Source organism: Streptomyces sp. NPDC056452 (assembly GCF_042796085.1).
Lineage (GTDB): Bacteria > Actinomycetota > Actinomycetes > Streptomycetales > Streptomycetaceae > Streptomyces.
In genome coordinates this window covers 117,599-127,159 of record NZ_JBHTRI010000025.1, presented here as the reverse complement: position 1 = coordinate 127,159, position 9,561 = coordinate 117,599, and the positions used below count along the sequence as shown (strand labels likewise).

Genomic DNA, 9,561 nt, shown 5'->3' with positions numbered 1-9,561 from the left:
AGGCGCGTGGGCCCGCGCCGCACGGCGCGGGCCCTCGCTTTGGTCCGGACACCCCGGGGCGGTACGGTCGACGGTCGTAGCACGTAGAGAAAGGGCGTCGATGGCGATTGCCAAGGCCGAACGGCTGATGAACCTGGCACTGTGTCTGCTGGGTACCCGGCGCCCGCTCAGCAAACGTGAGCTCCGCGGGTCCATCGAGGCCTACATGGAAGCGGGCTCGGACGAATCCTTCAACCGGATGTTCGAGCGCGACAAGGACGATCTGCGCGAACTCGGTCTGGTCATCGAGACCGTGGAGAACCTGGACGGCGACACCGGCTACCTCGCGCGCCGCGACAGCAACCGGCTGCCCCCCATCACGCTGGACGCCGAGGAGGCCGCCGCCCTCGGGCTCGCCGCCAAGGTCTGGCAGCAGGCACGGCTGGCCGGGGCCGCCAGCGGCGCCCTGCAGAAGCTGCGCGCCGCGGGCATGCCGGAGGCCGAGGACACGTACGAGGTGCACAGCGCCCTCGAACCCCGCATTCCGGTCCACGAGGCCGCCTTCGAGCCGCTGATGCTGGCCTGCAGGGACCGCCGCCCCGTCACCTTCGACTACCGCAAGGCCAACGCCGCCCGCCCCGAGCAGCGCCAGGTGGAGCCCTGGACGCTCGAGTGCTGGCGCGGCCACTGGTACCTGGCCGGCTGGGACCGCGACAGGGGCGCCGAGAGGGTCTTCCGGCTGTCCAGGATCTCCGGCCGGGTCCGCTCCCGGGCCGGGGCCTTCACCGCCCCGGTGCCCGATGTGGTGACCGTGCGCGAGACCGTGGAGAGCTGGGCGGGGGAGACCGCGACCAGGACCGCCCGGATCAGGCTGCGCGCCGGGTCCGGCTACCCGCTGCGCTCCCGCGCCATATCCGAACGGGAACTCGGTGACGGATGGGACGAGTTGGAGATTCCGTACGGACACGGACTGGACGCCTGGCTCGTCGAGTTCGGACCGGACGTCGTCGTGGAGGAACCCGCCGATCTGCGGGCCGATGTGATGGACCGGCTGCGCGCCGTGGCCAAGGACTGAGGGGACCCGTACTCGTGGCCACGAACGCGATCGACCAGACCAGGCGGATGCTCTCCCTGGTGACGTACCTGCGCGAGCGCCCCGGCGCCCACGTCCAGGACGTCGCCCGGGCCTTCGGGATCACCGAGGACGAGCTGATCTCCGACCTCGACGTGCTCCCCATGTGCGGCACCAGCTTCCGCGGCGGTGACCTGCTCGACATCGACACCGACGGCGACCGGATCTGGTGGCACAACCCGGACGATGTCGCGGAGCCGCTCCGGCTGGCCGCGGACGAGGCCACGGCGCTGCTCGTCGCGGCCCGTGCGGTGGCCACGCTGCCCGGGCTGCGCGAGAGCGACCGGCAGGCGCTGGTGCGCGCGACCGCGAAGCTGGAGACGGCGGCCGGAGAAGTCGGGGCGGCCAGTTCGCGGCTCTCGGTGATCTTCGAGTCCGAGGGCGGGGTCTTCGCCGAGGTCGACCGGGCGATCTCCGAGCGCCGCCGCCTCTGGCTGCGCTACTACTCTCCCGCGCGCGACGAGCTCACCGAGCGCGAGGTGGACCCGATCCGCCTGTTCGCCGTCGGCCACACCTATATGGAGGGCTGGTGCCGGCTCTCCGAGGCGCGGCGTACGTTCCGGCTCGACAGGGTCGCCGAGATCCGGCTGCTCGACGCCCCGGCCGCACCGCCGGAGCTCGAACTGCGTGATCTTTCGGAGGGCCTGGTGCAGCCGGCGGCCGAGGACCCGGAGGTCGTCGTCGAGGTGGGACCCGGGGGCCGGTGGGTCGCCGAGTACTACCCGCACGACAGCGCGGAGGAACTGCCCGACGGGGGTCTGCGGATCACACTCCGTACCCCCGACCCCGCCTCGCTGCGCAGGCTCGCCCTGAGGCTGGGCGGAGAAGGGCGCATCACGGCGCCGGAGGATCTCGCGCAGAGTGCGCGGACGGCGGCCCGGGAAGCGCTCGCCGCCTATGACGGTGCCCTCTGAGCGGCGGCCGGCGGAACACGGAGGAGACAGAGGCCGTATGACTGCGATATCGAGTAGGCAGACCGGGCCGGTAGCGGTACCGGTGCCCGCCACCGTCCGGTTCCGGGCCGCGTGCCCGGACTGCCGCGAGAGATTCGAGCTGGCGGCGGGTGCCCTGCGCCTCGCGATAGGCGCGAGCCGTCGCACGACCTTCTACTCCTTCACCTGCCCCGAGTGCGGCTCGGCCGTCCGCAAGCCCGCCGGGGAGCGCATCATCGAACTCCTCACCGGCGGCGGAGTGCGGACCCTTCGTCTCCACACCGCCCTGCGGTGACCGCCGCGCAGTAACGAGAAGACATCGAGGCTCCGTCCATGTTCTGGCCCATGCTCGCCATCGCTCTGGGATTCCTCGGCCTGGCCGTGCTCGGAATCCTGGCTGTCAAGGTCTTCATCGAGGCGCAGCGGCTCGGCCGCCAGGTTTCGGCCACCACGAAGCGGATCAACCGAGCGGCGGAGGATCTCGAACGAGCGGCAACCGGTCTCGCGGACACCGGTGAGGCCCTGCGATAGCAGGGGAGCGGCCTTAAGGATTCACCGGTTCGGGGGGTACGCTGCTGGAGTCGGCCCAGGCTAGGGAGGTGCGGGCCGCAAGCGGGAGTATGCACGGGCATTGCCTCGCGTTTACCCCTGCGGGTTACGATCGCTGCCAGCGCGCAGGTCGGACGTACGTCCGGTCGAACGGGTAGTGAGTCCACCCTCCAGTCGCCTCAGTGAGAAGGAAGTCGCACATGCCGCTCGGCAATCTGAAGCCCCTCGAGATCATCCTGATCATCGCTGTCATCCTGCTGCTCTTCGGTGCCAAGAAGCTTCCCGACATGGCGCGTTCGCTCGGCAAGTCGGCCCGCATCCTCAAGAGCGAGGCCAAGGCCATGAAGAAGGACGGCGCGGAACCCGCGACACCCACCACGGAGACCGTCGCGGACACCGCTCCGCAGCCGGCCCCCGCCAAGACGATCCAGGCCGCCCCGGGAGACGTCACCAGCTCCCGCCCGGTCAGCGAGGCCAAGCCCACCACCCAGAGCTGACAGCTGACGCGCTTCACCGACAGCTGCCGCACGAGACGAGGGAAGTGGGTTGCTCAAGTCTGCCCGCAAGCAGGAGAAGGACGACGAGGGGCGGATGCCCCTCCTCGATCACCTGCGTGAGCTGCGCAACCGACTGCTGAAGTCGGTACTTGCCATCGTGATCGCCGTGATCGCGGCAGCGTTCTTCCAGAAGGAAATCTTCGAGTTTCTGATGAAGCCGATCCTGGACTCGGTCGGCTGCAAGAACGGCGCCGTGACCATGGTCAACGGTCGGCCGTGTGCGGAGATGACCACCAACGGTCTGCTGTCGCCCTTCACCATCGCTCTGAAGGTGTCCCTGATGGCGGGCGTGCTGGTGGCCACGCCTGTCTGGCTCTACCAGTTGTGGGCGTTCGTCGCACCGGGCCTGCACAAGCAGGAGAAGCGCTACTCGATGGCGTTCGTGGCCGCCGGCGTTCCGCTGTTCCTCGCCGGTGCCTACCTCGCGTACATGATCCTGCCGCAGACCGCGGAGATCATGCTCGGCTTCACGCCGGACAACGTGAAGAACCTGCTGCCCCTCGACGACTTCCTCGACCTGATCACGCGGATGGTGCTCGTCTTCGGGCTGGCCTTCGAGCTGCCGCTGCTGCTCATCCTGCTCAACATGACCGGGGTCCTGTCCGGAGCCCGCATGCTGCGCTGGTGGCGCGGGATGCTCGTCGGACTCACGGCGTTCGCGGCCATCGCGACGCCGGGCGGCGAGCCCATCTCGATGCTCCTGCTGGCGGGCCCGCTCGCGGTGCTCTACTTCATCGCGGTCGGTTTCTCCCTCCTCAACGACAAACGCAGGCGGCGCCGCAACCCCGACGCCGAACTGGACGACGACGAGGCCTCGCAACTCGACCTCACACCCGAGGACGTCGGCGCGGTCGAGGGTGTATCCGCCTCACGGGCAGCCCTGCCCGAGCAGGCCGGTGGCGAGGCGGACGGTGCCCGATCTCACCGCCTCAACGGTTACGACGACATCACCTGATCTTGTAGGGTCCTCCCCCAGACTCCGTCCAAGGGGACCCCAGTGACCAGCGAGATCACCCTCTTCGTCAATCCCACCGCAGGACGCGGCCGGGGCGCGCGTGCCGCGCAGCCGGCCGCTTCCGCGTTGCGGGACGCCGGATTCTCCGTGCGGACCGTGCTCGGTGAGGATGCCGACGACGCCCTGAGGCGGGCCCGCGAGGCCGTGTCCGCCGGGACCGGTGCACTGATAGCCGTGGGCGGGGACGGCATGATGTCCCTCGCCCTCCAGGCGGTCGCCGGGACCGGGACACCGCTGGGCGTCGTCGCGGTCGGCACCGGCAACGACTTCGCCCGCGCGCTCGGGCTGCCGATCCGCGATCCGGCCGCGGCCGGACGGCTGGCCGCAGAGGCGCTCAAGGCGGGGACGGAGCGCGCGATCGACCTCGGCCGGGTCGGCGAGCGCTGGTTCGGCTCCGTGCTCGCCTCCGGTTTCGACTCGCGGGTCAACGACCGCGGCAACCGGATGCGCTGGGTCGGCGGACGGTTCAAGTACGACCTGGCGATCCTCGCCGAACTGGCGGCCTTCCGGCCGATTCCGTACCGGATCCGGCTGGACGGAGGTCCGGTGCGCGAGATCGAGGCGACGCTGATCGCCGTCGGCAACGGGTCCACGTACGGCGGTGGCATGCGGATCTGCGCGGATGCCGTCATGGACGACGGGCTCTTCGACGTCACCGTGGTCGGGGACTGCAGCCGGTCGACCCTGCTCAAGGTGTTCCCGAAGGTGTACAAGGGGACGCATCTCGACCACCCCGACGTCACCGTGCACCGGGTCGCCTCGATCGAGCTGGCCGCGGCCGGTGTCACCGCGTACGCCGACGGCGAGCCGCTGGGGGCACTGCCCCTCACAGCGACCTGTGTACCCGGCGCCGTCAGGGTCCTTTCACCGTGAATTTAAAGATCGGGCTGACTGTCATACCTGGCGGGTAGGCTCGTATCAAGATGACAGAGGACCTCTCACCAGCTGAGCGATACCAGGCTTCCCGGGTCCGTGCGGCCGAGCAGGCCACCGCCCTCGGGCCCTTCCGCGAGATGTACGAGTTCGGACTGGACCCGTTCCAGATCGAGGCCTGCCAGGCCCTGGAGGCGGGCAAGGGGGTGCTGGTCGCGGCCCCCACGGGGTCGGGCAAGACGATCGTCGGCGAGTTCGCCGTACACCTGGCCCTGGAGCAGGGCCGCAAGTGCTTCTACACCACGCCGATCAAGGCGCTCTCCAACCAGAAGTTCACCGACCTGGTCAGGCGCTACGGCGCGGACAAGGTCGGACTGCTCACCGGGGACAACAGCGTCAACGCGGACGCACCCGTCGTCGTCATGACGACCGAGGTGCTGCGCAACATGCTGTACGCGGGCTCCCAGGCGCTCACCGGCCTCGGCTACGTGGTGATGGACGAGGTGCACTACCTCTCCGACCGCTTCCGCGGCGCCGTGTGGGAGGAAGTGATCATCCACCTGCCGGAGTCGGTGACTCTGGTGTCGCTGTCGGCGACCGTGTCCAACGCCGAGGAGTTCGGCGACTGGCTGGACACCGTCCGGGGCGACACCCAGGTGATCGTCTCCGAGCACCGGCCGGTTCCGCTGTGGCAGCACGTCATGGCCGGACGGCGGATGTACGACCTCTTCGAGGAGGAGACCGACCACGGCGGCCGGGGCACCGGCCGGCGCGAGGTCAACCCCGACCTCGTCAGGCTCGCCCGCATGGAGAACCAGCGCGGATACAACCCGCGCGAGCGCCGCCGGGGCAAGATGGTGCGCGAGGCCGACCGCGAGCGCGAGCGGCGTCAGCGCAGCCGGATCTGGACCCCGGCCAGGCCCGAGGTCATCGACCGGCTCGACGCCGAGGGGCTGCTGCCCGCGATCACGTTCATCTTCAGCCGGGCCGGCTGCGAGGGGGCCGTCCAGCAGTGCCTGCAGGCGGGGCTGCGGCTCAACGACGAGGACAAGCGCCGTCTGGTGCGGGAGATCGTCGAGGAGCGGACAGCGTCCATCCCGCCCGAGGACCTCCATGTCCTCGGGTACTACGAGTGGCTCGAAGGCCTGGAGCGGGGCATCGCCGCGCACCACGCCGGCATGCTGCCGACCTTCAAGGAGGTCGTCGAGGAGCTGTTCGTCCGCGGCCTGGTCAAGGCGGTCTTCGCGACGGAGACCCTGGCGCTCGGCATCAACATGCCGGCGCGCTCCGTGGTGCTGGAGAAGCTCGTCAAGTGGAACGGCGAGCAGCACGCCGACATCACTCCCGGCGAGTACACCCAGCTGACCGGGCGGGCCGGGCGCCGAGGCATCGACGTCGAGGGCCATGCGGTGGTCCTGTGGCAGCGGGGCATGGACCCGGGCGCGCTCGCCGGACTCGCGGGTACCCGTACGTATCCGCTGCGTTCCAGCTTCCGGCCCTCGTACAACATGGCCGTGAACCTCGTGCAGCAGTTCGGGCGGCACCGGTCGCGCGAGCTGCTGGAGACCTCCTTCGCGCAGTTCCAGGCGGACCGTTCGGTCGTCGGCATCTCCCGGCAGGTCCAGCGCAACGAGGAGGGCCTGGAGGGCTACCGCGAGGGCATGACCTGCCATCTCGGGGACTTCGAGGAGTACGCGCGGCTGCGCCGCGACCTCAAGGACCGGGAGACGGACCTGGCCAAGCAGGGCGCGGCGCAGCGGCGTGCCGCCGCCGCGTCGTCGCTGGAGAAGCTCAAGCCCGGTGACATCATCCATGTGCCGACCGGCAAGTTCGCGGGACTGGCGCTGGTGCTGGACCCGGGGCTGCCGGGAGGACGCACCAACGGGCACCGCGGGCTGGAGTACCACGACGGGCCGCGTCCGCTGGTGCTGACCGCGGAGCGTCAGGTCAAGCGGCTGGCCCACATCGACTTCCCGGTGCCGGTGGAGGCGCTGGAGCGGATGCGGGTCCCCAAGTCCTTCAACCCGCGTTCCCCGCAGTCGCGCCGTGATCTGGCGTCCGCGCTGCGCAGCAAGGCCGGGCACATCGATCCGGGACGCCACCGCAAGGAGCGGGCCGCGGCGGCCGACGACCGGGAGATCGCCCGGCTGCGCAGCGAGCTGCGCGCACACCCGTGCCACGGGTGCGACGAGCGTGAGGACCACGCGCGGTGGGCGGAGCGGTACCACCGGCTGCAGCGCGACACCCGGCAGCTGGAACACCGGATCGAGGGGCGGACGAACACGATCGCCCGCACCTTCGACCGGATCGTCGCGCTCCTCACCGAGCTCGACTATCTGCGGGGCAGCGAGGTCACGGACAACGGCAGGCGGCTGGCACGGCTCTACGGCGAGCTCGACCTGCTGGCGAGCGAGTGCCTGCGCGAAGGCGTCTGGGAGGGGCTGAACCCCGCCGAGCTCGCGGCGTGCGTGTCGGCGCTGGTCTACGAGTCGCGTCAGGCGGACGACGCGGTGGCGCCCAAGCTGCCGTCCGGTCCGGCGAAGACGGCGATGGGTGAGATGGTCCGCATCTGGGGCAGGCTCGACGCCCTGGAGGAGGACTTCAAGATCAGCCAGACGGAGGGGGTCGGCCAGCGCGAGCCCGATCTCGGTTTCGCCTGGGCCGTCTACATGTGGGCCTCGGGGCGGACGCTGGACGAGGTGCTGCGGGAGGCGGAGATGCCGGCCGGCGACTTCGTGCGCTGGTGCAAGCAGGTCATCGATGTGCTCGGCCAGATCGCGGCCGCCGCGCCCCGGGACGGGAGTTCGGTGGCGAAGAACGCGCACAAGGCCGTCGACGGGGTGCTGCGGGGCGTGGTGGCGTACAGCTCCGTGGGGTGATCCCGGCGGGGTGAGTCCCGTCGGTCCGGAACAGCGGAGTGGCCGCAGGCGTGTTCGTGCCTGTGGCCACTTCTCTGCGTTCGCGGTCCTCTCCGCTACGTCTTCCTGTTCATCACCGCGAGACCCGCGCAGACCGCCCCCAGCACGACAGCCAGGCCTCCGACGATCACGTTGTTGAGGATGACGCCCATATCGGGGCTCGAGCCCACGATCCAGGGCGACACGATCAGCCAGGCGCCCAGGGCGCAGATGGCAATGCTCATGCCGGTCATCCGTTCCGGCATGGCGGTGAAGCACAGCGCCAGAACGGCGATCGCGATACCGATGACGAGGTTGTGTGTCACCAGGGCCGGCTGGCTCGCCGTGAAGTGCAGCACCCAGGGCGAGACGGCGCAGTACAGACCGAGGAGGAACACAGGCGCATCGGCGAGAGCGGTACTGCGGCCGCCGCCGCTCATCACGCGGTCGTGGCGCTCCCGCATCTCATCGACATCGGGATGTCCCGATAGGTCACTCCTGTGCGAGACGTTACTCATGAGATCGTCTCCTTCGTACCTTGGAAGGGCGACCGCGGTACGGATGGCGCGGTCATCGTCTCTCCAGCCAGTGTGCTCTTATATGTCTCTTATGTGTAGGTTTTCTGGCGGTGGATTCCTGCGTTTCCGTCGAGACGGTCGGCCAGTGACACCAGGTCCGCGGCCCGCAGCACCCGGTCCCCGTACCCCGGCAGCGGCACGTGCAGGGTTCGCGTCCAGCGTTCAGGTACGGCGCCGAGCCCGTACACCGCTCCTGCCAGTCCGCCGGTGACCGCCGCGACCGTGTCGGTGTCCCCGCCCACGTCGACGGCGGCGGCGAGCGCGCTCTCGAAGCCGGAGGTGGTGCGCAGTGCCCAGAGGGCGGTGCCGAGGCAGGGCCACACCGCGCCGTTGAACTCGGTCGCGTCGTCCGGATGCCGGCCGGGTGCGAGCACGGTCGCCCAACGGTCCCGGTGGTCGACATGCACCTCGGCGAGGGCGCCGGGTACGGCGGCGAGGGGGTCGTCGCCGTCCAGGGCGACGCGCACCAGCTCGTGAAGGACGGCGGTGCCTTCCCACGCGGCCCGGTCGCCATGGGTCAGGGCCGCGATACGACGTGCGGCGTCCATGGTCGCCGCACGCCCCTGTCGCGCGAAGTAGACGGCGGAGGTGGCCGCCCGCATCAGCGAACCGTTGCCCGCCGCACGCGCGTTGACCTGGAAATGCAGGGCGGCGGCCAGGTCCCAGGGATCCCCGCTGGTCAGGACGTCCTCGGTCTGCAGGCCGATGTCCTTGGGTTCGCCGGCCGCCCAGCGCCTGAACCGGGCGAAGATGTCGGAGAGTTCGAGACCGCCGTTGTCCAGCAGGGACTCGCCGACGAGAACGGCCATCTGCGTGTCGTCCGTTGCCTCGCCCGGATCCCAGCCCCCGCCCCCGCACAGCGTCCCCACGCCGTCCGGGAAGCGGGCGCCGAACACACCGGGCGCCCCGAACTCGAAGGGGGCGCCCAGTGCGTCTCCGGCCGCGGAGCCGACCACGGCACCGGCGGCACGGTCCCTCCGGGCCGCCTTCCCCGGCTCGCTCGTTCCAGGAGTGCGGCCCTCGGGGCCCGTTCTGCTCATACGGTCAGC

General features: G+C 70.3%; 10 protein-coding genes and 1 pseudogene. 8 read left to right on the top strand and 3 right to left on the bottom strand.

Annotated elements, in window-relative coordinates; translation table 11 throughout:
- Positions 1–100 precede the first annotated feature (100 nt).
- The 8 genes from ACFQ6X_RS24215 to ACFQ6X_RS24180 all read left to right on the top strand — a co-directional run bounded on the left by ACFQ6X_RS24215 (position 101) and on the right by ACFQ6X_RS24180 (position 7,916).
- Positions 101–1,054, top strand: coding sequence for a helix-turn-helix transcriptional regulator (locus ACFQ6X_RS24215; protein ID WP_383184436.1), 954 nt, complete (start codon positions 101–103; stop codon positions 1,052–1,054).
- Positions 1,055–1,068: 14 nt separating this feature from the next.
- Complete coding sequence (locus ACFQ6X_RS24210) at positions 1,069–2,025, top strand: WYL domain-containing protein (RefSeq protein WP_329212791.1); 957 nt, start codon at positions 1,069–1,071, stop codon at positions 2,023–2,025.
- A 37-nt stretch (positions 2,026–2,062) separates the two neighbouring features.
- Positions 2,063–2,338 carry a hypothetical protein gene (locus tag ACFQ6X_RS24205; protein ID WP_383184435.1) on the top strand — a complete coding sequence of 92 codons (276 nt, stop codon included), beginning with the start codon at positions 2,063–2,065 and terminating at the stop codon, positions 2,336–2,338.
- Positions 2,339–2,376: 38 nt separating this feature from the next.
- On the top strand, positions 2,377–2,574 hold the full coding sequence (locus ACFQ6X_RS24200; protein WP_356415855.1) for a hypothetical protein: 198 nt from the start codon (positions 2,377–2,379) through the stop codon (positions 2,572–2,574).
- 218 nt (positions 2,575–2,792) lie between these two features.
- The gene (gene tatA / locus ACFQ6X_RS24195) at positions 2,793–3,089 is read left to right on the top strand and encodes a Sec-independent protein translocase subunit TatA (protein ID WP_383184434.1); all 297 of its coding nucleotides are present in this window, start codon (positions 2,793–2,795) and stop codon (positions 3,087–3,089) included.
- A gap of 49 nt (positions 3,090–3,138) precedes the next feature.
- Positions 3,139–4,104, top strand: a complete 966-nt coding sequence (gene tatC / locus ACFQ6X_RS24190; RefSeq protein WP_383184433.1) for a twin-arginine translocase subunit TatC — start codon at positions 3,139–3,141, stop codon at positions 4,102–4,104.
- A 42-nt stretch (positions 4,105–4,146) separates the two neighbouring features.
- Positions 4,147–5,037 (top strand): diacylglycerol kinase, encoded by an 891-nt coding sequence (locus ACFQ6X_RS24185; protein ID WP_383184432.1) that lies wholly within the window; start codon positions 4,147–4,149, stop codon positions 5,035–5,037.
- 50 nt (positions 5,038–5,087) lie between these two features.
- A complete protein-coding gene (locus ACFQ6X_RS24180; protein WP_383184431.1) occupies positions 5,088–7,916 on the top strand; it encodes a DEAD/DEAH box helicase in 2,829 nt (942 codons plus the stop codon).
- 95 nt (positions 7,917–8,011) lie between these two features.
- Here the strand turns inward: ACFQ6X_RS24180 and ACFQ6X_RS24175 are convergent, their stop codons facing one another.
- The 3 genes and pseudogenes from ACFQ6X_RS24175 to ACFQ6X_RS24165 form a co-directional block, all read right to left on the bottom strand.
- Complete coding sequence (locus tag ACFQ6X_RS24175; protein ID WP_383184445.1) at positions 8,012–8,107, bottom strand: hypothetical protein; 96 nt, start codon at positions 8,105–8,107, stop codon at positions 8,012–8,014.
- Positions 8,108–8,209: 102 nt separating this feature from the next.
- Positions 8,210–8,374, bottom strand: a pseudogene (locus tag ACFQ6X_RS24170) (SPW repeat protein); the annotation flags it as partial.
- Positions 8,375–8,541: 167 nt separating this feature from the next.
- Positions 8,542–9,552, bottom strand: coding sequence for an ADP-ribosylglycohydrolase family protein (locus tag ACFQ6X_RS24165; protein ID WP_383184430.1), 1,011 nt, complete (start codon positions 9,550–9,552; stop codon positions 8,542–8,544).
- Positions 9,553–9,561 lie beyond the last annotated feature (9 nt).